A 566-nucleotide genomic window follows, 5' to 3' on the forward strand; every position below is an offset into this window, starting at 1 on the left:
GCACCGTCGAACAGATGGTGTAGGTGTAGGAGTCTAGCCCGCTATAACCCGCGGCCGGGGTGTAGACCACCTCGCCCGTGCTGGGGTTGACCACCGCCGTGCCGTGGGCCGGCTGAGTAGTCACACTCACCGTCACGTTAGTAGCTGAGGCCGGTGCCCCGTTCACATTATCGTTGGCCAGCACCACTGTCGTCACCGGGGTGCCCTGGGTAGTAGTAGAGGCATCAGGCAGAGCCGTGATGGCTCCTACCACCGTCAGCGACACCGTGGTGGTGGCACACAGACTGGGCTGCACCGTCGAGCAGATGGTGTAAGTATACGAGTCAGGACCAGAGTAGCCCGCGGCCGGGGTGTAGACCACCGCTCCCGTGCTGGGGTTGACCACCGCCGTGCCGTGGGCCGGCTGAGTAGTCACACTCACCGTCACGTTGGTAGCTGAGGCCGGCGAGCCGTTCACATTATCGTTGGCCAGCACTACCGTCGTCACCGGGGTGCCCTGAGCCGTGGTGCTGTTGTCAGGCTGGGCTGAGATGGCCCCTACCACCGTCAGCGACACCGTGGTGGTG

1 protein-coding gene is annotated in these 566 nt (G+C 64.3%); it reads right to left on the bottom strand.

Features of this window, described 5'->3' with window-relative positions; genetic code table 11:
- A partial coding sequence (locus tag ABD931_RS29185; protein WP_345271661.1) for an Ig-like domain-containing protein occupies positions 1–566 on the bottom strand: 566 nt, incomplete at both ends.

Source organism: Nibrella viscosa, from assembly GCF_039541875.1.
GTDB classification, from domain to species: Bacteria; Bacteroidota; Bacteroidia; order Cytophagales; family Spirosomataceae; genus Nibrella; species Nibrella viscosa.